Annotated in this window: 31 protein-coding genes and 1 pseudogene; 6 read left to right on the top strand and 26 right to left on the bottom strand. The window is 45.3% G+C overall.

All coding sequences use genetic code 11. The features are described from left to right. Nucleotides 1-52: 52 nt before the first annotated feature. From J2736_RS02875 to J2736_RS02820, 12 genes are all read right to left on the bottom strand, one after another. Complete coding sequence (locus J2736_RS02875) at nucleotides 53-436, bottom strand: cupredoxin domain-containing protein (protein ID WP_056614567.1); 384 nt, start codon at nucleotides 434-436, stop codon at nucleotides 53-55. Nucleotides 437-583: 147 nt separating this feature from the next. Further along, complete coding sequence (locus J2736_RS02870; RefSeq protein ID WP_310223347.1) at nucleotides 584-1,030, bottom strand: flagellar protein; 447 nt, start codon at nucleotides 1,028-1,030, stop codon at nucleotides 584-586. Nucleotides 1,031-1,186: 156 nt separating this feature from the next. Next, nucleotides 1,187-2,041, bottom strand: a complete 855-nt coding sequence (locus J2736_RS02865) for a purine-nucleoside phosphorylase (protein ID WP_310223345.1) — start codon at nucleotides 2,039-2,041, stop codon at nucleotides 1,187-1,189. 19 nt (nucleotides 2,042-2,060) lie between these two features. Next, on the bottom strand, nucleotides 2,061-2,888 hold the full coding sequence (locus tag J2736_RS02860) for a purine-nucleoside phosphorylase (RefSeq protein ID WP_310223343.1): 828 nt from the start codon (nucleotides 2,886-2,888) through the stop codon (nucleotides 2,061-2,063). A 35-nt stretch (nucleotides 2,889-2,923) separates the two neighbouring features. Beyond that, nucleotides 2,924-4,099, bottom strand: a complete 1,176-nt coding sequence (gene deoB / locus J2736_RS02855; RefSeq protein ID WP_310223341.1) for a phosphopentomutase — start codon at nucleotides 4,097-4,099, stop codon at nucleotides 2,924-2,926. Nucleotides 4,100-4,221: 122 nt separating this feature from the next. After that, nucleotides 4,222-5,118, bottom strand: coding sequence for a site-specific tyrosine recombinase XerD (gene xerD / locus J2736_RS02850; RefSeq protein WP_310225174.1), 897 nt, complete (start codon nucleotides 5,116-5,118; stop codon nucleotides 4,222-4,224). Nucleotides 5,119-5,213: 95 nt separating this feature from the next. After that, nucleotides 5,214-5,450, bottom strand: a complete 237-nt coding sequence (locus J2736_RS02845) for a DUF4227 family protein (RefSeq protein ID WP_310223338.1) — start codon at nucleotides 5,448-5,450, stop codon at nucleotides 5,214-5,216. Between the two features lie 59 nt (nucleotides 5,451-5,509). After that, complete coding sequence (gene ald / locus J2736_RS02840) at nucleotides 5,510-6,640, bottom strand: alanine dehydrogenase (RefSeq protein ID WP_310223336.1); 1,131 nt, start codon at nucleotides 6,638-6,640, stop codon at nucleotides 5,510-5,512. 179 nt (nucleotides 6,641-6,819) lie between these two features. Then, nucleotides 6,820-7,290 (bottom strand): ferric iron uptake transcriptional regulator, encoded by a 471-nt coding sequence (gene fur, locus J2736_RS02835; protein WP_310223334.1) that lies wholly within the window; start codon nucleotides 7,288-7,290, stop codon nucleotides 6,820-6,822. A 102-nt stretch (nucleotides 7,291-7,392) separates the two neighbouring features. Continuing rightward, nucleotides 7,393-8,037 carry a stage II sporulation protein M gene (spoIIM, locus tag J2736_RS02830; protein WP_310223332.1) on the bottom strand — a complete coding sequence of 215 codons (645 nt, stop codon included), beginning with the start codon at nucleotides 8,035-8,037 and terminating at the stop codon, nucleotides 7,393-7,395. A gap of 61 nt (nucleotides 8,038-8,098) precedes the next feature. Further along, a complete protein-coding gene (locus J2736_RS02825; RefSeq protein ID WP_310223330.1) occupies nucleotides 8,099-9,283 on the bottom strand; it encodes an endonuclease Q family protein in 1,185 nt (394 codons plus the stop codon). Further along, a complete protein-coding gene (locus J2736_RS02820) occupies nucleotides 9,284-9,838 on the bottom strand; it encodes an NUDIX hydrolase (protein WP_310223328.1) in 555 nt (184 codons plus the stop codon). It lies immediately after the preceding gene. 93 nt (nucleotides 9,839-9,931) lie between these two features. On the opposite strand from J2736_RS02820, the pseudogene mciZ reads away from it, so the two are divergent. After that, a pseudogene (mciZ, locus tag J2736_RS34260) lies at nucleotides 9,932-10,006 on the top strand (Z-ring formation inhibitor MciZ); the annotation flags it as partial. Nucleotides 10,007-10,221: 215 nt separating this feature from the next. On the opposite strand, the gene J2736_RS02810 reads toward mciZ, so the two are convergent. Beyond that, complete coding sequence (locus J2736_RS02810) at nucleotides 10,222-11,352, bottom strand: M20/M25/M40 family metallo-hydrolase (RefSeq protein WP_310223324.1); 1,131 nt, start codon at nucleotides 11,350-11,352, stop codon at nucleotides 10,222-10,224. 90 nt (nucleotides 11,353-11,442) lie between these two features. On the opposite strand from J2736_RS02810, the gene prli42 reads away from it, so the two are divergent. Further along, nucleotides 11,443-11,529: a stressosome-associated protein Prli42 gene (gene prli42 / locus J2736_RS02805; RefSeq protein WP_310225172.1), complete on the top strand. Its 87-nt coding sequence runs from the start codon at nucleotides 11,443-11,445 to the stop codon at nucleotides 11,527-11,529. Nucleotides 11,530-11,533: 4 nt separating this feature from the next. Here the strand turns inward: prli42 and J2736_RS02800 are convergent, their stop codons facing one another. The 4 genes from J2736_RS02800 to lpdA all read right to left on the bottom strand — a co-directional run bounded on the left by J2736_RS02800 (nucleotide 11,534) and on the right by lpdA (nucleotide 16,441). Further along, the gene (locus J2736_RS02800) at nucleotides 11,534-12,868 is read right to left on the bottom strand and encodes a dihydrolipoamide acetyltransferase family protein (protein ID WP_310223322.1); all 1,335 of its coding nucleotides are present in this window, start codon (nucleotides 12,866-12,868) and stop codon (nucleotides 11,534-11,536) included. 47 nt (nucleotides 12,869-12,915) lie between these two features. Beyond that, nucleotides 12,916-13,896: an alpha-ketoacid dehydrogenase subunit beta gene (locus tag J2736_RS02795; protein ID WP_310225170.1), complete on the bottom strand. Its 981-nt coding sequence runs from the start codon at nucleotides 13,894-13,896 to the stop codon at nucleotides 12,916-12,918. A 1-nt stretch (nucleotide 13,897) separates the two neighbouring features. After that, nucleotides 13,898-14,908: a thiamine pyrophosphate-dependent dehydrogenase E1 component subunit alpha gene (locus J2736_RS02790; RefSeq protein ID WP_310223320.1), complete on the bottom strand. Its 1,011-nt coding sequence runs from the start codon at nucleotides 14,906-14,908 to the stop codon at nucleotides 13,898-13,900. A gap of 108 nt (nucleotides 14,909-15,016) precedes the next feature. Continuing rightward, nucleotides 15,017-16,441: a dihydrolipoyl dehydrogenase gene (gene lpdA / locus J2736_RS02785; protein WP_310223318.1), complete on the bottom strand. Its 1,425-nt coding sequence runs from the start codon at nucleotides 16,439-16,441 to the stop codon at nucleotides 15,017-15,019. Between the two features lie 168 nt (nucleotides 16,442-16,609). Here lpdA and J2736_RS02780 point away from each other — a divergent pair, with 168 nt between their 5' ends. Continuing rightward, complete coding sequence (locus J2736_RS02780; RefSeq protein ID WP_310223317.1) at nucleotides 16,610-16,873, top strand: DUF2627 domain-containing protein; 264 nt, start codon at nucleotides 16,610-16,612, stop codon at nucleotides 16,871-16,873. A gap of 36 nt (nucleotides 16,874-16,909) precedes the next feature. Here J2736_RS02780 and steA read toward each other — a convergent pair whose 3' ends face one another. After that, nucleotides 16,910-18,049, bottom strand: a complete 1,140-nt coding sequence (gene steA / locus J2736_RS02775; protein ID WP_310223315.1) for a putative cytokinetic ring protein SteA — start codon at nucleotides 18,047-18,049, stop codon at nucleotides 16,910-16,912. Nucleotides 18,050-18,181: 132 nt separating this feature from the next. On the opposite strand from steA, the gene J2736_RS02770 reads away from it, so the two are divergent. Further along, a complete protein-coding gene (locus tag J2736_RS02770; RefSeq protein WP_310223313.1) occupies nucleotides 18,182-18,367 on the top strand; it encodes a hypothetical protein in 186 nt (61 codons plus the stop codon). Nucleotides 18,368-18,427: 60 nt separating this feature from the next. Here J2736_RS02770 and J2736_RS02765 read toward each other — a convergent pair whose 3' ends face one another. Together J2736_RS02765 and J2736_RS02760 are read right to left on the bottom strand one after the other, a co-directional pair. After that, nucleotides 18,428-18,610, bottom strand: a complete 183-nt coding sequence (locus tag J2736_RS02765; RefSeq protein ID WP_310223310.1) for a hypothetical protein — start codon at nucleotides 18,608-18,610, stop codon at nucleotides 18,428-18,430. 302 nt (nucleotides 18,611-18,912) lie between these two features. Continuing rightward, complete coding sequence (locus J2736_RS02760; RefSeq protein ID WP_310223309.1) at nucleotides 18,913-19,167, bottom strand: hypothetical protein; 255 nt, start codon at nucleotides 19,165-19,167, stop codon at nucleotides 18,913-18,915. A 146-nt stretch (nucleotides 19,168-19,313) separates the two neighbouring features. Here J2736_RS02760 and J2736_RS02755 point away from each other — a divergent pair, with 146 nt between their 5' ends. Next, complete coding sequence (locus J2736_RS02755; RefSeq protein WP_310223306.1) at nucleotides 19,314-19,580, top strand: hypothetical protein; 267 nt, start codon at nucleotides 19,314-19,316, stop codon at nucleotides 19,578-19,580. 59 nt (nucleotides 19,581-19,639) lie between these two features. Here the strand turns inward: J2736_RS02755 and J2736_RS02750 are convergent, their stop codons facing one another. The 3 genes from J2736_RS02750 to J2736_RS02740 form a co-directional block, all read right to left on the bottom strand. Further along, nucleotides 19,640-19,870, bottom strand: a complete 231-nt coding sequence (locus J2736_RS02750; protein WP_310223304.1) for a hypothetical protein — start codon at nucleotides 19,868-19,870, stop codon at nucleotides 19,640-19,642. A gap of 73 nt (nucleotides 19,871-19,943) precedes the next feature. After that, the gene (locus J2736_RS02745) at nucleotides 19,944-20,369 is read right to left on the bottom strand and encodes a hypothetical protein (protein ID WP_310223302.1); all 426 of its coding nucleotides are present in this window, start codon (nucleotides 20,367-20,369) and stop codon (nucleotides 19,944-19,946) included. A gap of 86 nt (nucleotides 20,370-20,455) precedes the next feature. Next, entirely contained in the window at nucleotides 20,456-21,556 is a 1,101-nt protein-coding gene (locus J2736_RS02740) for an MBL fold metallo-hydrolase (protein ID WP_310223300.1), read from the bottom strand. A gap of 246 nt (nucleotides 21,557-21,802) precedes the next feature. On the opposite strand from J2736_RS02740, the gene J2736_RS02735 reads away from it, so the two are divergent. Further along, nucleotides 21,803-21,901, top strand: a complete 99-nt coding sequence (locus tag J2736_RS02735) for a YjcZ family sporulation protein (RefSeq protein WP_155993479.1) — start codon at nucleotides 21,803-21,805, stop codon at nucleotides 21,899-21,901. A 167-nt stretch (nucleotides 21,902-22,068) separates the two neighbouring features. Here the strand turns inward: J2736_RS02735 and spo0A are convergent, their stop codons facing one another. The 3 genes from spo0A to recN all read right to left on the bottom strand — a co-directional run bounded on the left by spo0A (nucleotide 22,069) and on the right by recN (nucleotide 26,284). Further along, the gene (gene spo0A / locus J2736_RS02730) at nucleotides 22,069-22,866 is read right to left on the bottom strand and encodes a sporulation transcription factor Spo0A (protein ID WP_310223297.1); all 798 of its coding nucleotides are present in this window, start codon (nucleotides 22,864-22,866) and stop codon (nucleotides 22,069-22,071) included. Nucleotides 22,867-23,098: 232 nt separating this feature from the next. Beyond that, complete coding sequence (gene spoIVB, locus J2736_RS02725; protein ID WP_310223295.1) at nucleotides 23,099-24,439, bottom strand: SpoIVB peptidase; 1,341 nt, start codon at nucleotides 24,437-24,439, stop codon at nucleotides 23,099-23,101. Between the two features lie 117 nt (nucleotides 24,440-24,556). Further along, the gene (recN, locus tag J2736_RS02720; protein WP_310223293.1) at nucleotides 24,557-26,284 is read right to left on the bottom strand and encodes a DNA repair protein RecN; all 1,728 of its coding nucleotides are present in this window, start codon (nucleotides 26,282-26,284) and stop codon (nucleotides 24,557-24,559) included. Nucleotides 26,285-26,288 lie beyond the last annotated feature (4 nt).

The raw sequence follows: 26,288 nt of genomic DNA, 5'->3' as shown, positions 1-26,288 counted from the left end.
AAATGGAAAAAAGGGAGCTATTAAGCCCCCTCTTATCTGTCATCTATAAAGATTATTGTACAATTAGTTTGGATTTCATTTTGGCATGTCCTTCGCCGCAAGGAAGAACACAATCGATTTCATATGTACCCGGCTTATCGAAAGTAATTTCTTTCGAAGGGTTTTCTTTATCAAGTTTGATATCTAACCCAACAATTTCAACCGCATGTACGCCTTCTTTTAAAGATAAAGATACTTTTGTAGGCTCACCTTTTTTGATTGTGTACTCTGGCGTATCGAACTGCCAGTTTGAAGCAACCAATTTCAGCTGTTGCATTTTACCAGCGGCAGCCTCGGCTTCCTGTGCCTCTTGGCGATCAGAAATATCTTGAAAGAGGACTCCCAGCCCCAATGCGCCCGCAAGTATAAATAGTACAAAGAAAATCCACTTTTGCATGCATATCCCCCTCATCGTGTGTTCACTTCATCTATTCTACCTAACATCAGAGAATAATCCCATATCTAGTACGTGGCAAAAATTTGACTATTTCGTGACGAATTTGTGAACTGAACTCCATCTTACTATTGCCCATTCCACAGCAAATTACACGCGATTCCAACGATCACTAATTTTGAATCCACCTGTGATTCCCTGAGGTTTCAATTCAGGCTGCTTCATTCGCTGTTGTACGGTTCCATTGTCTGTAAGCTTTCTAATATCACGAGTGATACGGGTGCTGCAACTTACACACAACTTATGTTCACGAATGGGCTCCGCACAGGAAGCACATGGATAACTTAAATTAGGATAATCCGAAAGCGGCAACTTGCCTTCCTTCATCCACATTTGTAATTGAATGCTGGAAACGCCTGTCACAGCACATACTTGTTCGTTGGATGAACGGTAATTTCTACGTAGATAATCGACACAATGCTTCAATTGATCGTTCATACTTGTGCTGCAATCCATGCATTGATTGCGCAAGTTGCGCTGAAACACTTTCCCGCAGCGCGGGCAATTGGCTACCATAAGTTGTTGAGGAATTGACATGCTCCAGCACATCCTTCTATGGGGGTAGGTCACATCTCTTCGAGATATGATCCTCGAATATAGTTCTAATTAACTATATTCTATCATGAGTCCCATAGGTTAGATAGGTCTTAAGGCGCTCAATTCCACAAAAAAACACGATTATCCCGATCCAATTTATCCCAATTGAACTTCGCGTACGAATGCTTTTACCAAAGCAATGAATTTAGGCTTCGTCCGATTGGCGACAGCCACAACTTGTTCATGTGTCAATGGTTCAAGTTCTTCACCAATTGCCATATCTGTGATACAGGAAATACCGAGTACCTTTAGCCCCGCGTGGCGCGCTGCAATCACTTCACCTACGGTAGACATACCAATCGCATCGCCGCCAATACGTGCCAGCATCGTTAATTCTGCAGGTGTACAATAGGTCGGACCCGTAATTCCGGCATACACACCCTCTTGCAATTGAAGCGGAGTACCGTCCTCTCCGACTATAGAAGCTGCTAGCTTACGAGCAAGACTGAGGTATTCGCGATTGTACGCTTCGGACATATCCGGAAAACGAACACCTAGCTCTGCATGATTCGGCCCAATCAGTGGGTTGTCACCTGTCATATTAATATGATCACTGATCAACATCAAATCACCCGCATGGAAAGAACGATTCATCCCACCGCAAGCGTTCGTCATTACAACGGTCTGTACCCCGATCGCTTTCATTACGTACACGGGGAACACGACTTTTTTCATATCGTAGCCTTCATAATAATGAAAACGACCTTGCATCACGATAACTTGTTTACCTTCCAGGGTACCAACGACAAACCGACCTTCATGCCCCTCAACAGTCGATATAGGAAAATGTGGAACCTCACTATAATCAATTGCAATTGGCTGCTCAACTTGATTCGCCATATCACCAAGGCCTGAACCTAGAACTAGACCAATGGATGGTGATACGCTGCCTAATCGCGATTGTATGAAGCTTGAAGCCTCGTTAATTTGTTGTATGTAAGACAATGTCATGATAATCTCCTTTTCTGCTTTAGAGCGCTTCAATAATGCCTAGGACTAGCTTTAAGAACTTCGGTTTAACCTTCTCCGTCGTTTCCATCACTTCTGCATGGGATAACGGTTGATCCAGAATACCCGATGCCATATTGGAAATACAAGAGAAGCCAAGCACTTCAATGCCCGCGTGACGAGCGACTATGACCTCAGGAACGGTTGACATCCCAACGGAGTCTCCACCTAAAGTGCGGAACATGCGAATTTCAGCAGGTGTTTCATAGTTCGGACCAAGCAGCCCCACATAGACCCCTTCTTGCAGTTTAAAATCCTGCGAAGCCGCTACATCGTGCGCTAATTTGCGCAGACGCTTGCTGTAAGCTTCGGACATATCCGGGAAGCGAACGCCAAGCGCTGAATCATTCGGTCCAATCAACGGATTGCGGAACGTCATATTCAAATGATCGCTAATGACCATCAGATCGCCTACTTGGTAAGTTTCATTAATCCCGCCTGCCGCGTTGGTAACGATTAGTGTTTCCACGCCAAGCTCTTTCATAACACGTACAGGGAACGAAACTGTCTCAGCTCCGTAGCCTTCATAGGCATGAAAACGTCCTTTCATCATAAGCACTTGTTTACCCTTAATGGAACCAACAACTAGCTCCCCCGCGTGTCCTTCAACGGTTGAGACCGGGAAATGCGGAATCCGGGAGTAATCAATGACGATAGGCTGCTCAATCAAATCTGCGAGAACACCTAAACCTGAACCGAGAATAAGACCAATTTGCGGTGTAATATTCGTTTCCTTTTTAATAAATGCTGCTGCTTCTTGAATTTCTTGAATCATCGACGTATTTGACATGTCTTCATGCCTCCTCAACATATTTAAACTGCTTCTTATTTCAAAAGGTGCAGGAAGCTCTCACCATGCTTAGTTGGTTCTAGGCCAAAGTTCTCGGCGATCGTTGCGCCCAAGTCAGCGAATGTCCCCCGTATTCCTAAGGAAACAGGCGATTGGAAGCTTGGGCTATACAGTAAAATCGGCACATACTCGCGTGTGTGATCCGTCCCTGCATGCACAGGGTCATTCCCGTGGTCCGCTGTTAATATGAGAAGATCCTTGGGACCAAGCCCCGCCTTCAGCTGCGGCACATAGGCATCAAACTCCTCTAGTGCTCGTCCATACCCTTCTGGATCACGTCGGTGACCATATAAGGAATCGAAATCAACGAGGTTTGTGAAAGCAAGTCCTTTGAACGATGTTCCCAATACGTCGATCGTCTGCTGAATACCATCCAAATTACTCTTCGTGGAAGTTGCTTTGGTCACGCCTTCCCCGTCAAAGATATCATTAATCTTGCCGATCGCAATGACATCCCATCCAGCATCCTTCAATTGATTCATAACGGTAGGCGCGGGAGGCTTAACCGCATAATCATGGCGATTCGGTGTACGTTTGAATGCCCCTGGGGTACCGAGATAAGGTCTAGCTATGACGCGTCCAACTGCAAATTCATCTTGCATCGTTAATCGTCTAGCTACTTCACACGCGCGATATAACTCATCTAATGGGATGATCTCTTCATGTGCAGCCAATTGAAACACACTATCGGCAGACGTGTAGACAATCCATGCCCCCGTCTTCATTTGTTCCTCGCCAAGCTCATCTAAAATCTCGGTACCCGAAGCTGGCTTATTTCCAATGACCTTGCGACCTGTCTCTTGCTCGAATTGCGAGATCAAAGCTTCAGGGAAACCGTTAGGAAATACATTAAATGGGGTAGAAATACGAAGTCCCATTAACTCCCAATGCCCTGTCATCGTATCCTTGCCAACAGATACTTCTGCCATTTTGCCATAGTAACCTTCTGGTGACGAAACAGGGGGAATCCCCTGAATATCCGCGATATTGCCTAAACCCATTTGCTGCAAATGGGGCAGCGCAAAGCCACTGACTTTCTCTGCTATATGACCAAGAGTATGTGCTCCAAGGTCGCCAAACTGTTCAGCATCCGGTAACTCTCCGATGCCTACGCTATCCAATACGATTAAACTTATTCGTTCAAAGCGCACCGATGTCCCTCCAAATCAATCCCTAATGTTAATGATATCCACCCTTCATTATCCCACTTCCAACCCGTGAATGCAAAACAGCAGCAATTCCTAATGGAATTGCCGCTATGCTGCCACGCGAACTATAAATGAGCTCTAGGGTGAGCTCGATTATAAACATCCTTCATTTTGAGCTTCGTCACCTGAACATATAGCTGTGTCGATGAAATATCAGAATGTCCTAGCATTTCCTGCACGGATCGCAAATCAGCACCATTTTCAATTAAATGAGCAGCAAAAGAATGTCTAAGCGTGTGCGGCGTAATTTCATTCGTAATTTGGGTTTCTACTGCATACCGCTTCATAATTTTCCAGAAGCCCTGCCTCGTCATCCGCGTCCCCAGATGTCCTATGAATAGGGCATCTTCTTCTGGCGATCGTTTCAGGAGTTTCATGCGATATTGCTTTATATACGTATCCAACATTCGCATGGCAATGCCGCTTAGAGGGATCATTCTTTCCTTCTCCGCTTTACCCACACATCGTATGAAGCCCATCTCCAGATTCACATCCGCGATATTCAAGGAGACGAGTTCTGATACACGAATCCCCGTTGCGTACAGTAATTCTAGCATCGCTTTATCTCGTGCACCATTTACTTGCTCAGCCTGAGGTGCTTCAAGCAGCTTCTCAACTTCATGAATGCTCAGTATTTTGGGAAGCCTTTTTTCCAGCTTAGGCACCTCGACGAATACGGAAGGATCCGAATCAATGATTCGTTCTTTCACCATATATTGAAAAAAGGATCGTAAAGAAACCCGAATACGCGAGAGGGTGGCTGTTGCTCGTCCGAGTGTTTTCAATTGTGATAAATAGCTTGCTATTTGCATTTTCCCGGTCTCTCGCCAGCTTGTAATACCTTGCACATCAAGATACGTAACAAATTGAAGGAGATCTCTTTCGTAGGATTCGAGTGTATTCCGTGAAAGACCTCGTTCAGTCGTCAAAAATCGGATGAAGGTTTGCACCTCACTCGTCATCATGTCAGTCTCTCCCTCGTTTACCTGCTATACTTGCCATAACTTTCAACATATAGCATTCCACGAGACTAGAAGAAATCCCTTTATTTTTCGTTTTACTCACCATACCAGTAGAATAAACGTAAACGCTCACTCATCGAATTCGAATCAAAAGAAACATGTTCACTTTGTCCGAATACTTTGACGGATTTACCGGTCGGCGCTTTATACTTGTTTACAGGCTGAATCCAACCGGAAATGGCGAGCAGCACTTGATATAAAACGACTGTCAACGCGACAAAAACCAAAATATACTGTAATCGAACAATTAATTTTCGATAAGAAAATATCATAGCTCTGCCCCCATGTCTATGCCATGTCTTAGGAACAGAATATGAGGCTCGGCCTATAATTATGACAAGTCAATCAATTTCGTGTACGGCATACCAAGCGCCTCAGCTACCGCCGGATGCGTAACACTGCCTTTGTAGGTATTCACACCTAGCTGCAGCGTGTAATTCTCCGCCAAGGCCTTCGTGAAGCCTTTATTGGCCAACTCCAAGGCATAAGGCAACGTAACATTCGTCAATGCGAGCGTCGAAGTTCTCGGTACAGCCCCTGGCATATTAGCTACTGCATAATGCAGCACACCGTATTTCTCATACGTGGGATCACTATGGGTTGTCACCCGATCAATCGTTTCGATGGATCCGCCTTGATCGACGGCAACATCCACGATAACCGCCCCAGGTTTCATGCTCTGCACCATCGCTTCGGTCACTAATCGCGGAGCTCTCGCCCCCGGAATCAGAACTGCACCTATCAGCAGATCCGCCTTCTGAACGGCGCTCGCGATATTATACGGATTGGACATCAACGTGCGGAGATGCCCTCCAAAAATATCGTCCAGCGCTCGCATGCGTTCTGCACTGCGCTCAATGATTACGACATTAGCACCAAGACCTAGCGCCATTTTGGCTGCGTTCGTGCCGACTATGCCACCGCCTAGAATAATGACATCCGCTGGTGGCACACCAGGGACACCCCCTAGTAAAATGCCGCGGCCACCATAAAACTTCTCCAGATACTGTGCGCCAATCTGCACGGACATCCTGCCTGCTACTTCACTCATCGGCGTCAGCAATGGCAGTGACCCATTAGGCATCTGAATCGTCTCGTAAGCTATGCCCGTCACTTGCTTCTCTATTAACTGCGTGGCCAGATCACCAGCTGCAGCTAAATGCAGATACGTAAATAGGATCTGCCCTTCTTTAAAATAGCCATATTCGGCTGGCAGCGGCTCTTTCACTTTCATGATCATATCGCTTTGTGCCCAGACTTCAGACGCACCCGTGATAATTGTCGCACCTTCTTGTTGATAATCCTCGTCAGTAAAGCCACTGCCAATACCTGCTCCCGCTTCCACCAACACACGATGACCGGACATTTGCAGCATACCTGCGCCGCCTGGCGTTAAGGCGACACGATTTTCATTGTTCTTAATTTCTTTAGGAACTCCAACGACTAGGCATGGTTTTGACACACTCGCCACCTTCTTCCTTCTGTTCATTCGTCTATAATGTACCCCTACTCCCCTGCCAAATATGTGACGGAACGTGATGACCTTTCTCCTAATATGATATGAGAAAAACACAAAAATGCCTGTATGCAAGTGACGCATACAGGCATTTTCATAATTTGAACAGTTCCTTTCGGAGACTGTTAGTGGGATTTCTCCAATGAGTCCGGTTTCCCTCGTTCGGTACAGCGGTAGCAAATACCTTGAAAATCAAGTCGATGATCTAGGACTTGAAAATGAAATTCAGTCTCTAACCGTTCTTCGAAAGGTCCGAGCCAATCGTCCATAATTTCATCTACGGCTCCGCATTGCACGCAAATCAAGTGATGGTGATGATGGCGTGAATTATCATCACGTAAATCGTAACGAGCCACACCGTCGCCAAAATTCATTTTCTCCAAGACATGCAGCTCACTCAGCAGCTCCAAAGTACGGTAGACAGTAGCTAGACCGATCTCTGGCGCCTTATCCTTCACAAGCATAAACACATCTTCTGCACTAAGATGATCTTGTTCATTTTCCAATAAAACGCGAACAGTCGCTTCCCGTTGAGGCGTAAGCTTGTACCCCTGAGATTGCAGTTGTTGCTTAATTTTCTCGATCCTTGTTTCCATATGCCTCCCCCTCAGAAAGGTGGGCATCCTAGCCCAGTTTTAGCCACTCTTTTCATTATAGGGGGAGCTTACTTACAAAGTCAAACAGAATCACAATTCAATTCATTCCCCATAAACCCCTACCAGCATTGGGGTTACCCATTTCATCATGTATTGGGAGAAGTATCCTTCTAATAATGCAGCTGCTAAGAGGCAGCCGCCCATCATTAGAGTAATCGTTGTATATCTCATGAAGGGCTGGTAAATGTTACCACTGCGACTCATAATTCTATGTTTGATCATATAGAGAGAGAATGACATCGCGGCCACGCTGCAAAATAAAATAGCCGGAATCACAATTAAATTCTGTGGTAAGACAGCCACTAGCGCAAAGAGCATGCCTTTCCATGACATCTGCCCCACTAGGTATCCCACCGTAAAGCCGATCAGTACCCCTTTTAGAAAATCCAGTACTAAGATCAAGGGTAAACCAATAATGGATAGACCAAATAACCAGATCAATAAAATCCACTTCATATGCATGCCAAAGGCTTGACTGAACGATTGCTGGCTATCGATTTCGATACCTTCATTGATTTCATGAAAGAAACTGCCTAAATGACGTGTCATCTCGGTCCTTTGTTCCAAGGAAAGTGCATTCACCATGACGGCACCGAACACAACGCCAATAACAAAGAGTACTGAGACGAATATAAATAACGGCAAATTATCCTTCATATATTGTTTCATCGTTAAGTTCCTATTCACACTCGCCACTCCTTCCTTGTACAACCTCTACAAAGACAAGCTTATGAGCACAAAGTCAAAACTATGAATGATTATTTCTCACTTTGCCGTATTTTCCTCCGCCACCGACTTCAAGCGATAGAGTTCCTTCCCTCGCGTTTACGATATATGAAGTCAGTTCTTCCCCAACGACGTCTACTAGCTCTTCAGGCTTGGCATGATGTAAGACATGCATTTCCGTTCCGAACCTGCTTAGCAGCTGCTCAAGCTTCTTAGGTCCTAACCCTGGCAGATACTCTAAGGGAACTTGAAAATGGTACGGCGGTCGATGGTCAGGTTGATAGGACTTCTCACGATCTGCAATCGCCATGATCCGATCCATCACGCCTCGAACGATCTTAGGACTGCCGCAATTCATACAACGCTCGACAGCTGCAGCGTCTTCATCCAGTACAGCCTCACAGAGGCTGCAATACGTTCGATGATACTTGCCTAATCGTGAATTCAATCCGTAGTTCGCCGTTACCCCTCGACCTTCCTGTCGCGCTAAAGCTTTGACTAATTCCACAAAGGTCGGAGCAGCAAGCCGCATTTGGTTGTACTCACGACCTATTTTGGCAAGAGAATGCGCGTCAGAGTTCGTCAGATAGGTAAAATCATCGAGTTCCGAGATCAATCCAGCCATATCGGAATCTGCGCTTAAACCGAGTTCCACCGCGAGGACTCTATTCACATCAAGCAACTCATTCATCGAGCTTACAGCGCTGCCATACACGCTCTTGTGCGGCGTAAAGATGTGCGCTGGGATAAGAATACCACCTCGGCCTAGCACCTCTTCCTGAAGCTCACGAGCAGGCACATAAATACGCTGAGAGCTAAGCTCTACATTTTTCATGTACCGGCTCATCCATGTTGTAAATTCTTGCATCACTTGCAGGGTAGGCATATAGGCCAAAACGTGTGCAGGACCCATCCCAGGGTCTCTAACTTCAATCTCGCTTCCTAGGATGATCGATGTCTCTCGATAGCGAATGCCTCCGCCTTCAAGCTCCATCATCTCCCCCTTATCCAAATACATCATAATCTCCTCTTGGACGGAAGGTGAATGGGTATCAATGATCGAGATCATCTCCATCCCTTTTCGGTTAGCAGCTTCATGAGCAATATTGAAAAAAGTGAGATTATTGGCTGCACTAATTTTGACAGCTTGCCCCTTCTCCGTTCGACCAATGTGAATATGAAGATCTACGTAGTAATCCTTCAACATCTAGATTTGACCAGTCAGCTTATACAGTTGCCACGCCCAAACCGCCATGATTGTCTTGGCATCGCTGATACGCCCTTCACGCATATACTGCTGTGCTTGCTCCAAGGTTATCGCTTCACAATCCAAGAATTCATCGTCATCCGGATTCGCTGTCCCCTTCACTAGATCCTCTGCTATGTATAAGTGAATGATTTCGTCCGCAAACCCTGGTGACGTAGAGAACGAACTAACCAAGCGAATGTTATCTGTTCGAAACCCTGTCTCTTCCTCAAGCTCACGTAACGCCGCTTTCAGAGGCTCCTCTCCACTATCAAGTTTACCCGCAGGGATCTCTACCTGACTCTTCTCTAGTGGCTTACGGTACTGCTCTACCACGATCATTTTATCACCTAAGAGTGGAATAACTGCGACCGCACCTGGATGCTTCACAATTTCACGGGAAGCGGTTCCGCCATTCGGCAATCTAACCTGATCTACTTGCAAGGAAATAATTTTACCTTTGAAAATCATTTCACTACTTATGGTCACTTCTTCAAACTTTTTATGTTCTGTCATTTGAGCACCTCATCCTCGTAAGTTGGCATAACTTGTCCACTTTTTGCATATCGTTCATTATATGAAATATTTTCCTGAAAAGAGGGTCTCCCTATGAAGAGCTATGTGAGTGATAATCAGATTCGACTTGTTGGTAAAGCCTGGGAAGTCAAACATGGGCTTGCGCAAATGCTTCAGCAAGGCGATCCGAAACTAACCGTTGTAGATTATCTAGCTAGATTACCTGCTCGTTCTAGTAAGAAGGTACAGGGACATTCTGCTCATATACTCCCCTTCCCTTTGGCTGCCAACTAACATGCTTATCTGCTCCAACAATAAAACGAAAACCGATTAGCCGCGCCAATAGGCGGACGAATCGGTTTTTTTATTGGACCAACCAAGTATTAAACCTTGGCTGCTTCCTTCACTAAAGCAACAACAAGTTCGGCGGTTTTGACGAGGTCACTTATCGCGATACGCTCTTTGACCGTATGAATCTCTAAATAACCAACGGCCAAATTCACAGTAGGGATGCCCATGCCGTTGAAAATATTCGCGTCGCTTCCACCACCCGAGTGGAACGTTTGCGCCGTAAGACCGATCGTACTCATCGCCCGAGATGTCAATTGGACAATAGGTGCTGAATCATCATGCATGTAGGACGCATACACGATATCCGCATGGAATTCACACGTCGTCCCCGCTTCTGCAGCGGCAGCTTCACAAGCCTGTTTCATCGCTTCAATCTGCGCTTCCAGCTTATGCTGAACGATACTGCGCGCTTCGGCTTCCATTTTCACCTTATCGCATACCACGTTAAGTGGTCCTACGCCTGAAAAGCTGCCAATGTTGGCAGTCGTTTCATTATCAATTCTGCCGAGTGACATACGTGAAACGGCTTTGCTAGCCACTTGGATGGCCGAAATCCCATCCTCCGGATTCACTCCCGCATGAGCGGATTTGCCATGGAAAATGATTTCAATTTCCGCACGTCCAGGTGCTGCCGTTGCAATCGCGCCAAGGTTGCCATTGGAATCCAATGCGAAACCATATTCAGCTTCCATGCTGCTGCGTTCCATCGCACGAGCGCCTTTCAAGCCGCTCTCTTCCCCAGCGGTAATGACGAACTGAATACGACCATGCGGGATATTTTGTTCTTTCAGAACTAAAATCCCTTCAATCATCGCGGCAATTCCTGCTTTATCATCGCTTCCAAGAATCGTAGTGCCGTCCGAGCGAATATAACCATCTTCCCCAATTTGCGGCTTGATGCCATTGCCAGGCGCGACAGTATCCATGTGTGATGTAAAGAAAATGGTAGGAATCGCGGTATTACTGTCCGTTGCTTCCAATGTGCAAATCAAATTGCCAGCGCCGTGACCACTTTTGGACATGGAATCATCCTCGACAACCTGCAAGCCTAGCTGACTGAATTTTTCTTTGAGAACGACACAGATGTTTTGCTCATATCGCGTTTCACTATCCACCTGAACTAGGGAAATGAACTCTTTAATTAAACGATCTTGTTGAATCATGTACTTTCCTCCGATACACACTTTGAGTTACAATAAAACGGTACAAGCTTGGATGAAAAAGGAGTGAATCCCGTGCTACAAAATAAGAAAATGTTTAAAATCGTTATTTACATTATGCTCTTCGTTATGCTGTTATCCAGTATATTGTTTACAGCTGGTCTGTTTTTCACATCTTAAACCATTAGTAAATTTTAGTATCCGCGTTGTAGCTTTCTAAATTTTCTTTCACTCTCTGCAGGAACCTTCCACAGATCACACCATCAAGAATCCGGTGATCGAGCGACAAGCAAAGGTTTACCATGGAACGAACCGCTATCATATCTTGAATCACGACAGGCTTCTTCACAATCGATTCAAATGTCACAATCGCTGCTTGCGGGTAGTTAATGATTGGATACGAGAGAATCGAACCGAAGGAGCCTGTATTATTTACAGTAAACGTACCGCCAACCATATCAGTTAGCGCTAATTTCCCCGCACGCGTTTTCTTCGTCAACTCATCAATTTCCCTTGCTAATCCTGCGATATTCTTTTGATCCGCTTTCTTAATGACTGGGGTCATCACGGAATCTTCTGTCCCAACGGACAAGGAAATATTAATATCGCGTTTCACGATAATTTTATCTACAGCCCACACGGAGTTAATAATCGGGTAATCTTTAATCGCATTGACGACCGCTTTCAGCATGAACGCTAGGTAAGTCAAATTGATTCCCTCACGGCGCATGAACTCATCTTTCACCTTGTTACGCAAAACCACGAGATTCGTCACATCGACTTCGATCATCGTCCACGCATGTGGAATCTCCGTGACGCTCTGACGCATCTTCGTAGCAATCGCATTACGCATTGGCGTGACATCAATGAAATGCTCATTCCGTGCATCTAGGTTATGGCCTTCTGCTTCGATCAGCGGTGTTTGTGGACTCGCTGACAAATGAATGCCCGAGCTGCGAACAGGCTGATTCACTGGCTCTTCCGCAGCAACTGGTGCTGCAGGAGCTGTTGGCGCAGCAGCTTGGATCTCTGCTGGTGCCACCGCATTGGCTCCGCCAGATGCGATGAAGGTCTCAACATCCTTGCGGGTAATCCGTCCGCCAAGGCCAGTACCCGGTACGCGTGACAAATCCACGCGGTTATCTTGGGCAAGTCTGTGGACCGCTGGAGAGAAGCGGCCACGCATGCTCTGATCCGCGTCTTCGGACACGACTGCCGAAGGAGATACAGCTGCTGGTGCAGCTGTACTGCCTGTTGAAGAGCCAGCTGGCTCTTCAATCACACAAATCGCTTCGCCTACCGCAGCCGTTTCACCGTCACCGACAATGATTTTGATCAGCTTGCCTTCGATGGGACTCGGCATTTCTGTATTTACTTTCTCTGTGAATAGCTCACATAGAACGTCATATTGTTCAATATAATCGCCTGGCTTTTTCAGCCATTTGCCGATAGTAGCCGAAACGAGACTTTCCGCCAAATGCGGAACAGTCACCTCGGTGAGGCGGCCAGTTTGGTTCATAGAAGTACCTCCTAATTTCGGGAAAGATCAACGGATAAGAACAAGAACTAGAATAACGCTAATTGACGCATAGCTTCCTTCAGCTTATCCGCATTCAGCAGGAAAAACTTCTCCATTGGCGGATTGCTGCCTACTGCCGGAACATCGGGACCACATAGTCTCGCGATGGGCGCATCTAGCTCAAATAGCATCTCTTCCGCGATGATAGCAGATACTTCTGCACCTACCCCACCTGTTTTGTTGTCCTCATGCGTAATAAGTACTTTGCCAGTTTTTCTAGCAGCTTCTAGTATCGCTTCGCGATCAAGCGGCTGCAAGGTACGCAAATCAAGCACATGCGCTGAAATACCTTCCTTCGCCAATTCCTCTGCGGCTTGCAGTGCATAATTAACCACCATGCCATAGGCAATGACGGTAATATCAGTTCCTTGACGCTTCACATCTGCTTTCCCAATCGGAACGATATAGTCCTCATCTGGTACATCGGCTGATAACGCAAGATAACATTTTTTATGTTCAAAATAAAGGACAGGGTCGCCATCACGAATTGCCGCCTTTAATAATCCCTTCGCATCATACGGATTCGACGGTGCGACAATTTTGAGTCCTGGCGTGCCGAAGAAGACGGATTCTGGACACTGGGAATGGTACAACGCACCCGCGCCAGTTGCGCCGTAAGGGGCACGAATGACGATTGGGCAGCTCCAATCATTATTGGAGCGGTAGCGAATTTTCGCAGCTTCGCTGAGAATTTGATTCGTTGCCGGGAAAATAAAATCGGCAAATTGGATTTCAGCAATTGGCTTCATGCCGTACATCGCCGCGCCGATGGCTACACCAACGATCGCTGATTCTGCCAGTGGCGTATCCAACACACGTTCTTCGCCGAATATATCGCGAAGTCCCTTCGTCGTGTTGAGCACACCGCCTTTGCCTACGTCCTCCCCGAGGACGAAAACATTGTCATCCTTCTGCATTTCCTCTTGCATCGCAGAACGAATTGCTTCCAAATACGTAATCGTTGCCATCTTAGTTGCCATCTCCTTCCGCATAAACATGAAGAAGCGTATCTTCCGGCTTCGGATAAGGGGCAAGATCAGCATACTTCGTCGCTTCATTCACTTCTTGCTTTTGACGCTCTTGAAGTGCTTGGTCTTGTTCTTCACTCCAAAGCTCACAAGCGATGAGATATTCCTTGAATTTCAAAATGCCGTCCTTCTTGCGGTTTTCTTCTACTTCTTCTTTCGTACGATATAGCATGTCATCATCAGAAGTGGAATGCGGCATAATGCGATAGCACATCATCTCGATTAAGGTTGGACCTTCGCCGCGAGCAGCTCTTTCTCTCGCTTCCTTCGTAACACGGTACATTTCTAATACATCCGTACCATCCACTTGAATGCCTGGGAAGCCATATCCGATGGCACGGTCAGCAATTTTACCTGCTACCTGTTTATGAAGAGGCACAGAAATGGCATACTGATTATTTTCACAAACGAAAATAACCGGCAGCTTATGTACACCTGCGAAATTGCAGCCCTCATGGAAATCCCCTTGATTGCTGGAGCCTTCCCCGAACGAAACGAATGTGACAAAATCCTGTTTCTTCATTTTCGCTGCCAAAGCAATACCCGCTGCATGAGGAACTTGTGTTGTAACCGGAGAAGATGCCGTTACGATATGATTTTTGCGATCCCCGAAATGACCGGCCATTTGTCTGCCGCCGCTATTCACATCTTCCGCTTTACAAAAAATAGCGAGCATTAGATCTTTCACCGTCATACCAACCGATAGGACAAATGCATAATCACGGTAATAAGGTAAGAAATAGTCCTTCTGACTCTGCATCGCGAAAGCCATACCAACTTGTCCGGCATATTGTCCCATACCTGAAACATGAAAAGGAATTTTACCAGCACGCTGGAGCATGAAGGCTCTCTCATCAAATTTCGTTGCAAGGCTCATGACCGTATACATACGCAAAGCCTCATCATCGGATAATCCTAAACTTCTGTGCTTATATAGCTGACCAATGGACATGGAGTTTGCCTCCTTAGTGAGATTATATGGTTACTAAAGCTTATTACCTGGTCCTAGTACTTGACTCTATAAGCATATTATAAACGGAAACGTTTATGATTACAATTTTTATCCGCTAATTGCAATGCCATCCACCGCAAGCATCGCTTCCCCTAAGGCCTCTGAAAGTGTCGGATGCGGATGAATCGTTTGTCCTACTTCCCACGGTGTTGCATTCAGCACCTGGGCTAGCGCAGCCTCTGTGATACTGTTCGTAACTTGAGGGCCGATCATGTGAACACCAAGAATATCATTCGTATCTTTATCCGCAATCACCTTCACGAATCCATCGGAATCTCCATAAACTAGAGCTTTCCCTATTCCTTTGAAGCTAAATTTGCCAACTTTCACTTGGCGGCCTTGATCTATTGCCTGCTGCTGAGTCCATCCAACACTTGCGATCTCAGGTCTCGTATAGGTGCATTTGGACACAAGGTGCGTCTGCAACTCGTCTGGTTGATGTCCTGCGATATGCTCCGCCGCCACAATGCCTTCATGCCCCGCCATATGAGCGAGCATTAACCCGCCGATAACATCCCCAACCGCATAAATATGGGATTCCGTAGTCTGCATGAAGCGATTGACGCGAATGACACCTTTATCGATTTTGACATCGGTATTTTCAAGCCCCATCGCTTCAACATTCGCTACACGACCTACGGAAACAAGAACACGCTCCGCGAATAGCTCGTGCACCTCGCCTTGCTTGTCCACTTGCATCGTCACCATGCCATCCGACACCTTGACCGACTCTGGCAGCAACTTCGTACCCGTCTCCAGCTTAATGCCACGTTTCTTGAACAAGCGTTCCAACTCTTTGGAAACATCCTCATCTTCCAGATTGACTAGACGCTTATCGACTTCTACAATCGTAACCTCAACCCCAAAATCATGCAGCATAGAGGCCCACTCCACGCCAATTACGCCACCGCCAACTATAATAATAGACTTCGGCAGACTCTCCATCCGCAGGGCATCTTCACTTGTGATAATCGAAGTGCCGTCTATCTCTAACCCTGGCAAGCTGCGTGGTCTAGAGCCCGTTGCAATGATCAGATTGCTCGAAAGAAGCGTCTCAATATCGCCATCTTCCTTCTCGACAGAAACAGCCCCGCTGCGCGGAGAGAAAATGGAAGGGCCAATAATACGTCCATTTCCATGATGGATCGTAATTTTGTTCTTTTTCATCAGGAACTGAAGTCCTTGATGTAGTTGATCGACAATCCGTTGCTTGCGTCCTAGAACTCCATCAAAATTCAATGACACTGATTGTGCAGATATCCCATAATCTTCACTATGCTTCATCGAAGCATAGACTTCCGCGCTGCGTAATAATGCTTTACTCGGAATGCAGCCTTGATGCAAGCAGGTACCGCCCATTTTGTCACGTTCAACAATGGCTACCGTTTTCCCTAACTGCGCAGCCCTAATTGCAGCTGTATAGCCTCCGATTCCGCCGCCTAATACCACAACATCATATCTATGTTCACTCATGAATGTTAGCCTCCTATGAAACAATTCCTTGTTATATGTATATGTGTGTCTCTATTATATTACCCTTTTTTGGGATCGAAGTCATAGTCTTATTTATGAATTAGACACACTAGCTGTTTCAGAGTATGATGTTAGAAAAACATGTTTCATATCAAGTAAGGAGTTTATATGAAAGCACCCTTTTATCGTTTTGTTGCTATTCTACTTCTCGTTATTCCAGGCATAACCGCTACTTATGGTTTTCTCGCAATGAAAGATGCCTTTTTCGCCCAATTTGATACGGCTACCAATAGCGGCATGTTATGGGGGAAATTTTTCTTAGGTCTTGTCTTATTTCTGATCGGCGTTGCTTTTATTGGCGGATGGACCTTCTTCAGAGATCGCAAACGGAACTATCTAGCCCCGCGTTTCAAGCCTAAACGCAATAAATAGACCGGACAATGTGTCCGGTCTTTTTTTGTATCGCGCTCAATCTGCCCCAACAAGCTTCCATACGACATGACTTGCACGTTTCAGGATCCACTGCAATTGAAACAAGCTTAAACCAATAAAAGCACCGGATAGAACAAGGGTTGAAATCACTTCTCTCCGCCAATTTACGGGCTGGCGTGAGGTAAAGGCTTGCAAGGTTTTTATATCCACGAGGCGAGCCCCTACTTTCATCCGCACAAGGAGGGCACTCCCCATATTGTCATTGCCACTAGCCAGAAAATCACTCATATGCGCCTGTACACCTACCGTAACAAGCCATTCCCCACCCTTTTCATAAGCTAGCAATAAAGCAGCATCTTCACTGTTACCTGTATAAGGCAAGATATGCTCCACATCTATATCAACACTACAATGTTCGTCTGGGTACGTATGGACAATGATTTCAGCACCGCAATGCCAAGCTCGATTCGATATCTGATTCGCATCCCCAATGACTATATCAGGGACATAACCATTCGCGATAAGTACATCCGCCCCTGCGCCTACCCCCAGTAATATCGGCTTAAAATCCGAAATAAACCCGCAAGCTGCTTGCAAGTCCTTTTTATAACCTTTTCCAGCGGAGACCACAAAGACGTACCTGCCAGTGAACTGTGTGCGCAGCGGCAAGTTGGGTAAAGGAGCTTTAACTGCTTGCCTTTCGCGCATCGCATAAGCTAAGGTATGTTCCACAAAGGGCTCCCAGCGCTCCACAGCTTGCTCGTTAGCTGCCCGTTGAGCGATTAGCCAATTCTCCCGTGTAAATTGACGACAGGGCACATCCTGACCGCTCACATGAATCGTATCTTGATATATAAGGATCTCTGCTTCATGCAGAAAGAGTTCAACATACACCTCATCCACTTCCATGATGGGAATGTGCTCATGTAGAATCATAAGTGGGCCTTGCGTCGGAAACACACCGCTCATGACATGTCCACATTGCACAATCGCTTTCACTTTTCGATCTATCAGTTCTTGGGCATCCTCTTCATCCATGTCCCCTTGAGTAAGTAAAACAATTCGACTACTCGGCATCTGTTGATAAGACTCACAAGTGCCCGAAATCTTTGCTATTTTCCCTTTGCAGATCAAATCCGGCTTCGCGGCAAATAAAGATAAGGATGACCAGTTCATGGTTAGACACCTTGCTTTCCTAACGTAAGTCTCGTGGCCTACTTAATTTGCCCGATCCCACAAACTTCTATGTATATTTTGAGCTGTGAATGGCAAGCATTGTTTATAATCTTAAAAGAAGGAGGAACATCTATGGAGCTAAACATGAGCGCAGATGAAGTGTTAGGCCAAATTGTGCAGCTTCACAGCACAGGGGAATCACTAGCTAAAAAAAATGTGAAGAAGCTGCATCCTGATCTTATGAAAAACGCCCTGTATTACTACCCAAGTTGGGAACATGCTTTACAGAAGACTGGAGTTAGCACCATTGTTCACTAAACATACATAGGACTTGCCTCATGCTCCGAAAGGTTCATCCTTCCGGAGCCGTTTTTATGCTTACTCCTCTTCGAGTACTTCCCACTCCACCTGAACCATGCGATCTACCCACGTTCGAATTTTTACTTCAATCGCTTGTTCGATTTCTTCATCTGTCATTTCACCCAGTTTGTGCTCAGCAATCTCCAGCACGTCCGTTTTCTTCGTTTCGCCATCTATCGCTAATTGAATTTGAATGCGCATGCGGTTCCCCTTTTTCCGTTATCAACTAAACTTTCCATTGCCTCTTGCCTATCACCTGTTAAAATAGAAGTATCACTTACATTCAAATAGAAATGAGGAATTACTATGTCTCGATCTCAAGCACAAAAGCTTCGCCAACGCAGTTTACGGGAAGGCAAATTAGATCCTACCATGAATCGCTTACACTGGTTCGGAACGAATCCCGTAACCAAGACAACACCTACTCGCATTGAACTGCAAGCCAGACAACAGAATAAACACAAATCTAGGAATTTGAACCATTCATATGGCGATGATTCCTTTTATTTTTCTATCTCTTCTTGAATTGAGATCCCCTGCTGAGCAGCAAAATGGATCATTTCTTCCCTTTCCGAGGGTCGGAACGTATATTTACAGTCGAACCCGTTGAAAAATAACTGCCAACTCCTGACAACACTGTGCTCATCTACTTCTAACTCCGCAACATATAACGAATCAGGCTCATCTTCAAACTGCAGGCCGATGTGTAAGTACGTCTTCCCCTCAGATATTTCCTGTTCACAATAGTCCATGATCATGTCTAAATGACCTCCTATTGAATAAAATCTTTTTTATTTATATAATATACTAATGCAACCGAGCTAACAAAGTGAAAGCATGCTAATTTATGAATTTGCGAAGTAGTCCTGTTAGATACTGAGCAAACTCTTAGGAGGAAATACATTTGGCTTACGATCCGCAAGTAGTTGATGCAACAATAGTGAGTGATAATAAAAAGAATGGTCTCTTCGAAGTTGTTGTTTCTTTGAAAGACCGCAACAAATGCCGTCTATTCTTTGAAAGAGACGCAGAAACAGGTATCGGCCGAGTAACCGACTTGAACCGATTGATGAAAGAGCCTTGCCCGATTTGCCGCAAAGATTACCTATGCAACTGTCTGGACCGTTACAAGCACTCTATTGCAGATCAAGCTTTAACGCTCATTAAGTAACAACACAATGAAACCCCCTGAGCCGATGGCTAAGGGGGTTTCATTGTATGACTTGCTATTTATTCGTAGATCACTCGATAGAGTCCTTCTAACAAACTTTGGTAATTCCTAGGGTCATACGTAATCTCCGCAAAGGAGACATGAATGACCTTGTTGGTTGTTTTAACGATGAAAAAGCTGTCCGAACTATCATCAGCGTCAATATACGTATAGCATACTAACTGACTGCTGCCCGTTTGGTTCCGTAGAAAAGCTGTTGCTTCTTCACTCTCATTTGCGAACTTCGGCACACTGTCACCTCCTAATGACCATTCATCCTCGTCATCTCAACTGATTACCATGTCTATCGTTCCTAGCCATTAATTAAGACTGTGATGTTTTCTTTCTCTTCAAAGCCAGGTATCCACCTAGGAGTGACGCGGGAACGATGGCAATTAAACCAATCAACTCATACCACAGCGGAATCATATCCTGCGTTAATATGGAATCAAATCCAATCCCGGCTCCAATTACACCTATGATTGCTGCATTGAAGAGTTCGGCGCGTTTTGCTACTTTTGCAGTGAAATAACTACCTAAGAACGTCCAGAACAAGCCAACGACTAAAAATAAGAGTAATAGACCTACATTCGCATATATGGCATTTACATCTTGATCCGACGTAGGACGGTTTGCAAAATACAAACTCCCGATCAATCCTGACGACAACATCGTTCCGATATTATCGATAGCTATTCCCAGCAACACGGCTAGGAAATGAAATTTCCGCACACTTTTTTGTTCCGACATAGACTCTTCTTCTCTCCTGCTCACTTCTATCTAGTAACCTCATCCATAATACCATGTGGAAACCCTACTAGCCAGTTCAGATCGAACTAAGCCTGCACCCACCAATCAGTTTTTGTGTAATTCCCTATATCGGATCCCCGCAAGGTGATGGTTTGCCCAATTCGTGGCGTCACAATTTCGACCCCTTTCTCCTGAGCAGCTCTTACTGCTCGAGTGACAGGATCATTCCAATCATGCATAGCTAACGTGAAGGCCCCCCAATGAATGGGCAGCATAACCTTACCTTTCACGTCAAGATGCGCTTGAACGGTTTCCTCCGGCATCAAGTGGATATCCGCCCAACGCTCATCATACTGTCCGCATTCCATTAGCGTAAGGTCAAAAGGGCCATATTTATCCCCAATATGTTTAAAATGAGGCGTGTACCCACTGTCACCGCTGAAATAGATGTTGGACTGTTTCCCTTTGATCACCCACGAACACCACAAGGTTGCACCGCGGTCATTCACACTGCGTCCCGAGAAATGGTTAGCAGGCGTGCATGCCAGCTCTAATCCTTGGTAAGTGAACTCCTCCCACCAATCATGCTCCTCAATCTTGGCCGCCGGTACACCCCAACGGATGAGATGACCGCTAACACCCAGCGGCACAATAAAGCGATTCACTTTGTCTTTCAATTTCATAATAGAGCCGTAATCCAAATGATCATAGTGATCATGAGATAAAATGACAGCATCGATGTGAGGGAGTTCTGCAATTTCAAAAGGAATCCCATTGCTGTATCTATTTTTCCCCAGCCAAGGAAACGGTGACGGTGTTCGGCCGAACATGGGGTCGAGCAGCAAGGATTTGCCATCGATCATCAGTAAACTAGCCGAGTGACCGAACCAAGTAACGCTTGTATCCCCATTCCCTATGAATTGAGGCTTATCCATCGCCAAGGAGGTTGCAGGGCGTCGATTCGGGCTTCCTTTGATCATATCGCGCAAGATTCCAAGTGTCGTTGAAAAGCTCATATTCATCATCGCCGGGACTGGATTCTCAAACTTATCTAGCCCATACTGAGGTGATTTCGCAAATTTCTTCATTTCATCCCGTGAAGGCTTTCGGCCGAAAATCGGGTACACATTCATAAATACGTAATAGACACCAACCAAACCCACGATAATTCCTAGCGTTAGTAACATCCTCGTTGCCTCCATGTAATCTCTGTTCTACTTACACATACTCATCCAAGAAAGAATAAGCTACGTTGTAATAACGTAACAACTAATCCCTTGGTTCCAATTTTTCAGGATGCGCTTCATGGGCTCCAAAATTATTTCAGCGGACAGGGACAGGAGCACAATCAGTCGTTTCGCCCAAACATTCCGCCGAAATAGTCATAAGCTATCTCGAAACACAAACCAAATAACCATTGGAGGTTGATTCGAATGAGTTGTGGAACTGGCGTAGGTTATGGAACGTCTGCAGCTGCTGTGTTGGTACTTTTCATCTTGTTGGTTATTATCACTAGCGCATTTGTTTGGTAATCTAAAACCATACAGGGGGACTACCTAGACCTTCTAGGTAGTCTTTCTGCTTCCCACTGCTTCCCCACTGCGCCTCCCGCAGATGATGAACAAAAGAAAAAGAACGCTCAGCGTTGAGCGTCCCTTCTCACATATATGTTACACATATTTTATTGATTCTAACTGTCTCAAGAAACCTTATGCTCGATTCTTAGCTTATCCGCCACCATTGCGATAAATTCGCTATTGGTCGGTTTAGATTTCGAGATATTAATCGTATATCCAAAAATAAAGGAGATACTGTCGATGTTGCCGCGCGTCCAAGCGACTTCAATCGCGTGACGAATGGCGCGTTCGACGCGGCTAGGCGTTGTTTTATATTTTTCGGCAATGGCTGGATAGAGCGTTTTCGTAATTGCACCTAGGATTTCAATATTGTTGTAAACCATCGTAATGGCTTCACGCAAATATTGGTAGCCTTTAATATGGGCAGGTACACCAATTTCATGAATGATACTGGTAATATTGGCATCCAAATTCTTACCTTTTGGCATATGCACAACATTCGCACGCGGCGTTGAGGTTGACGTTGTTGTTGTAGCTGAATTCCCTGCAAGCTGACGAATGCGATTCGTGAGGGTTTCCATATCAAATGGTTTCAATATGTAATAAGAAGCTCCCAGCTGCACAGCCTTTTGTGTAATATTCTCTTGACCAAAAGCTGTTAGCATGATGATTTTGGGCTGTGAAGGAAGATTCATTTCTCGCATTTTTTCCAGAACACCAAGTCCATCTAGATGAGGCATAATAATATCTAAAATAAGAACATCGGGTAGCTCACGCTGTTGCTCCAGAAACCGAAGGACCTCGTTACCGTTATACGCAACGCCCATAATTTCCATATCCTCTTGCTCACCAATGAACTCTGATAATAAATGGGTGAATTCTCGGTTATCGTCTGCAAGTAACACCTGAATTTTTTGCAACTGAATTTCCTCCTTTAGCTACTAAACAAGTTGGTATTTTCTCTCTTAAGTAAGCTATTCGACAGCTCATTTTAAAATCCTTCTGTCGAATATTATTTTTCTTTTCTTTTGTTTGACTTTCTTATATAATATAATATTTATCTTCTGATTCCAACATCTTTCGACACGAAGCCACTAAACTCGCTATTTCACTGTCGCATCCGATAAAAAAGAAATAAAGAACTAAAGGCCACTAGCTCACCTTTAGTTCTTTGTTGATGTCTCCAGATGTTGGACGAAGGATAATGCCCGAATCCTGCAGCATCCATTCAATGAAGCATCCATAGCCGCTCGTTGGATCATTCACGAACACATGTGTGACCGCCCCGATCAATTTGCCATTCTGAATAATTGGGCTTCCGCTCATCCCCTGTACAATACCACCTGTTTTATCTAAGAGACGAGGATCCGTGATTTTGATAACCATACCTTTCGTACCTGGTACGTCTTGTTTGGATACATGAACCACTTGGATATCAAACTTCTCGACCTTCTGTCCTTCGAGCACCGTATAGATTTGCGCCGGCCCTTCCTTCACTTCTTCAGCAAAAGCTACAGGAATCGCTTCTTTATCTAAGCTATGATCCGGTGCACCATACATTTTCCCGAAAATGCCGAATGCCGTATTTCGTTCAATGTTCCCAATTACTTTACTATCCTTGTAAAGCGTAGCATGCTTTTCACCGGGATCTCCATTATGACTTTTGGAAATCGAAGTCACATTCGAATAGACAATGTCACCATCGCCTACAATAATAGGAGTCTGGGTATCCATATCGGTTATTACATGTCCAAGAGCCCCATAGACGCCTTGATCGGGTGCATAGAAGGTTAATGTTCCAACACCTGCCGCGGAATCACGAATGTACAATCCTAAGCGATAAGACTTATCTACTACGTCATACACCGGCTGCAGCTTGACAACAAGTTCTTGATTATTTCGTAAAATTTGCAGAACAAGCGGATTCTTGCTTTCGCCTGATTTCGCCACTAACTCTGCGACCTTGCTTACATCCTTAGAATCTTTGCCATTAATTTTGGTAATTAAATCGCCGACTTGAATTTTCGCTTCTTCCCCAGGTGAAACTTTCTGTTCGGAGGCAACCGTTACGAGATGGTGACCCACTACTAGAATACCCGCGGACTTAATTTTAACACCGATCGTCTGTCCCCCTGGAATTACTTTTAAATCAGGTACGACATTCACTTTGACAGTCTTGATTGGAATAGCTCCAAAAAGCTTGAGCTTCATTTCCGTTTGTCCAGAGTGATCGGATTGCAGAGAGATAGGTTCGTTCAAATTAACTTGAAATGAGTGCTTGGCGTTGCCATTTACCTTCACAATATCCGTATCCTTGACCGTTACCTGGGCACTGACCGGCATCGTTAGCTGAAGCTGCTTTCCTTGTCCACTAAATAAGCGTAGTTCCTGTGGGAAGGAGGCAAAGCTCTGAAAAGGCGGGGACACACTGACCAAGCAAACGAAGAAGACGAGCAAGAGTCCGAACAATCTTTTTCTTTTGTTGGATTGCACTATCAACACGCTCCTTCAAGATTCCTTGAGCCCTGACGAACAACTCGTCAATTGCGTACCTATAAGTTAACCCCAGTCCCTCTCTTTTATAACTGTAAATGATGACTATCTATACTTTCATACCCTTGCTTTCTTATTTTTTGCCATGGTAAGCATTTCTCCCGCATGATGCAGTGTTGTTTCTGTTACTTCTACACCGCCAAGCATCCTCGCCAGCTCCTCAATTCGGCCAGCATCTGGCATATCTTGAACCCGTGTGAACGTACGCTCATGATCCACTTCTTTGCGAATGTAGAAATGAACATCAGCAAAACTTGCAACCTGTGGCAGATGCGTAATGGAGAATACTTGGCAGCTCTGCGAAAGAACCGACATTTTCTCCGCAATGGCTTGTGCCGCGCGCCCACTCACCCCTGTATCAACCTCATCGAAAACGAGTACAGGAATTTGATCAATTCGGGCAAAAATGGCTTTCATGGCGAGCATAATACGAGAGAGCTCACCGCCTGAAGCAATTTTACTAAGTCCACGCAAAGGTTCTCCTGGGTTAGGTGCCATCAGGAACTCCACCTGATCAATCCCTTGTCTGGAAAAGCGGACCTTATTGCCGTCCACCTCAATTCCGCGATCATCAATTATATGGGCGATCTGCACGCGGAACTGTGTCCGTTCCATTTGTAGATCACGTAATTCGTGTTCAATTTGAGCGGAAAGATCGCTCGCAATTCCCTTGCGAAGGTTAGATAAGTCCAAAGCATGAAGGCCGACTTGCTTCTCAGCAATCGCCAGCTTCTCTTCTAATTTACGAATGATTTCATCTTTATTTTCGATCGTATCGACTTCGTTCTTGATCTTCTCGAGATAAGCTAAGATCTCTTTAATATTCTCTCCATATTTTCGCCGAAGAGACGTGATGGTATCTAATCTTTGTTCAATAAAATCTAGTCGGGAGGAATTGAATTCGATACCGTCACGATAATCTCGGATTTGATAAGCGGCATCTTCTAATTGATAAAAGGCGGATTGCGCCTGTTCGAGAAGAGGACTTAGGTTAGTCGGATCTAACTGAACAATATCTTGCAGGCGCGAGACAGCTTTCCCCGCCGCATCTAATCCCCGATTCGTTGCATACAGAAAATCATAAGCCTCGGAAGAGTTTTGATACAGCTTCTCTGCATTCGCCAGCTTCCGTTTCTCTTCAGCTAAGGATTCATCTTCACCGATCTTGAGCTTCGTAGCGGATATCTCGTCTATCTGAAAACGATACAAATCTAACATTTGCAAAGCTTGCTTACTTGTTTCCTGTAAATCATTCAGCTCTTTTTGCAACTTCATGTACTGGTCGTAGCTTGCTTGATACGTCACTTTTGCTAATTCAATTTCTGCACTTCCAAACAGGTCAAGCGAATGAATATGCTCGTCCACATGAAGGAGAGACTGATGCTCATGTTGACCATGAATATTAACGAGCCACTCACCTGTCTTGCGCAGCATTGTCATATTGACAAGCTGTCCATTAATGCGACTTGAGCTTTTGCCTGTAGCTGTAATCTCTCGACGAATGATGAGATGCTCAGAAGCATCGGCCTCGATTCCAAGCTCTGTAAGCGTATGCCAAACGGGATGCGAAGCAGGTAAATCGAACATGGCTTCGATCTCCGCCTTATCTGCACCATACCGTACCAATTCTGCTGAACCTCTACCGCCGACTATGAGTGTTAACGCATCTATGATGATCGATTTCCCAGCACCCGTTTCCCCTGTCAACACGTGAAAACCTGCCTTAAACCGAATATGTACATGTTCAATAACAGCTAAATTACGAATTGAAAGCTCTGTAAGCATGAAC

Source organism: Paenibacillus qinlingensis (assembly GCF_031455095.1).
Taxonomy (GTDB): domain Bacteria; phylum Bacillota; class Bacilli; order Paenibacillales; family NBRC-103111; genus Paenibacillus_E; species Paenibacillus_E qinlingensis_A.
The sequence above is the reverse complement of the archived record's forward strand: the minus strand, read 5'-3'. Positions and strand labels throughout refer to the sequence as shown.

Excerpts from the sequence above, each read along its gene's own strand:
- J2736_RS02765 (WP_310223310.1), bottom strand. The coding sequence starts at position 18,610 with ATGCGCATTCAAATTCAATTAGCGATAGATGGCGAAACGAAGAAAACG.
- J2736_RS02860 (WP_310223343.1), bottom strand. The coding sequence starts at position 2,888 with ATGTCAAATACGTCGATGATTCAAGAAATTCAAGAAGCAGCAGCATTT.
- J2736_RS02870 (WP_310223347.1), bottom strand. The coding sequence starts at position 1,030 with ATGTCAATTCCTCAACAACTTATGGTAGCCAATTGCCCGCGCTGCGGG.
- J2736_RS02745 (WP_310223302.1), bottom strand. The coding sequence starts at position 20,369 with ATGTCGGAACAAAAAAGTGTGCGGAAATTTCATTTCCTAGCCGTGTTG.
- xerD (WP_310225174.1), bottom strand. The coding sequence starts at position 5,118 with ATGACGAGTGAGGTGCAAACCTTCATCCGATTTTTGACGACTGAACGA.
- J2736_RS02760 (WP_310223309.1), bottom strand. The coding sequence starts at position 19,167 with ATGATCATGGACTATTGTGAACAGGAAATATCTGAGGGGAAGACGTAC.
- J2736_RS02865 (WP_310223345.1), bottom strand. The coding sequence starts at position 2,041 with ATGACATTGTCTTACATACAACAAATTAACGAGGCTTCAAGCTTCATA.
- recN (WP_310223293.1), bottom strand. The coding sequence starts at position 26,284 with ATGCTTACAGAGCTTTCAATTCGTAATTTAGCTGTTATTGAACATGTA.
- prli42 (WP_310225172.1), top strand. The coding sequence starts at position 11,443 with ATGTTTAAAATCGTTATTTACATTATGCTCTTCGTTATGCTGTTATCC.
- J2736_RS02875 (WP_056614567.1), bottom strand. The coding sequence starts at position 436 with ATGCAAAAGTGGATTTTCTTTGTACTATTTATACTTGCGGGCGCATTG.
- J2736_RS02780 (WP_310223317.1), top strand. The coding sequence starts at position 16,610 with ATGAAAGCACCCTTTTATCGTTTTGTTGCTATTCTACTTCTCGTTATT.
- J2736_RS02770 (WP_310223313.1), top strand. The coding sequence starts at position 18,182 with ATGGAGCTAAACATGAGCGCAGATGAAGTGTTAGGCCAAATTGTGCAG.
- J2736_RS02810 (WP_310223324.1), bottom strand. The coding sequence starts at position 11,352 with ATGATTCAACAAGATCGTTTAATTAAAGAGTTCATTTCCCTAGTTCAG.
- lpdA (WP_310223318.1), bottom strand. The coding sequence starts at position 16,441 with ATGAGTGAACATAGATATGATGTTGTGGTATTAGGCGGCGGAATCGGA.
- J2736_RS02790 (WP_310223320.1), bottom strand. The coding sequence starts at position 14,908 with ATGTCCATTGGTCAGCTATATAAGCACAGAAGTTTAGGATTATCCGAT.
- J2736_RS02820 (WP_310223328.1), bottom strand. The coding sequence starts at position 9,838 with ATGACAGAACATAAAAAGTTTGAAGAAGTGACCATAAGTAGTGAAATG.
- J2736_RS02800 (WP_310223322.1), bottom strand. The coding sequence starts at position 12,868 with ATGAACCAAACTGGCCGCCTCACCGAGGTGACTGTTCCGCATTTGGCG.
- steA (WP_310223315.1), bottom strand. The coding sequence starts at position 18,049 with ATGAACTGGTCATCCTTATCTTTATTTGCCGCGAAGCCGGATTTGATC.
- J2736_RS02845 (WP_310223338.1), bottom strand. The coding sequence starts at position 5,450 with ATGATATTTTCTTATCGAAAATTAATTGTTCGATTACAGTATATTTTG.
- J2736_RS02825 (WP_310223330.1), bottom strand. The coding sequence starts at position 9,283 with ATGTTGAAGGATTACTACGTAGATCTTCATATTCACATTGGTCGAACG.
- J2736_RS02795 (WP_310225170.1), bottom strand. The coding sequence starts at position 13,896 with ATGGCAACGATTACGTATTTGGAAGCAATTCGTTCTGCGATGCAAGAG.
- J2736_RS02740 (WP_310223300.1), bottom strand. The coding sequence starts at position 21,556 with ATGTTACTAACGCTAGGAATTATCGTGGGTTTGGTTGGTGTCTATTAC.
- J2736_RS02735 (WP_155993479.1), top strand. The coding sequence starts at position 21,803 with ATGAGTTGTGGAACTGGCGTAGGTTATGGAACGTCTGCAGCTGCTGTG.
- fur (WP_310223334.1), bottom strand. The coding sequence starts at position 7,290 with ATGGAAACAAGGATCGAGAAAATTAAGCAACAACTGCAATCTCAGGGG.